Origin of the sequence: Xylophilus sp. ASV27, assembly GCF_016428875.1 — a bacterium.
GTDB lineage: Bacteria > Pseudomonadota > Gammaproteobacteria > Burkholderiales > Burkholderiaceae_C > Xylophilus.
On the sequence record NZ_JAELTO010000348.1, the window covers coordinates 1 to 316 of the forward strand.

Annotated in this window: 1 protein-coding gene; it reads left to right on the forward strand. The window is 70.6% G+C overall.

Annotated features, from left to right (window positions below):
• Positions 1-42: 42 nt before the first annotated feature.
• Positions 43-316: hypothetical protein (locus JHD63_RS23270; RefSeq protein ID WP_198973167.1), on the forward strand; the 274-nt coding region annotated here is incomplete at its 3' end.

Genomic DNA, 316 nt, shown 5'->3' on the forward strand with positions numbered 1-316 from the left:
CGCATCCATCTGTGCGTATACCACTCGCAATTTCCACTGCTGATGCGCTCGGCCATCGAGTACCGGCTCGACACAGCGCTCGACCGCCGCAAGGAATTTGCCGTATTCGATCTGCCCGACATTCGACCTGTCTCTTATACACATCTCCGAGCCCACGAGACCGTACAGGAAATCTCGTATGCCGTCTTATGCTTGAAAAAAGGGGGGGGGGGGGGGGGGGGGGGGGGGGGGGGGGGGGGGGGGGGGGGGGGGGGGGGGGGGGGGGGGGGGGGGGGGGGGGGGGGGGGGGGGGGGGGGGGGGGGGGGGGGGGGGGGG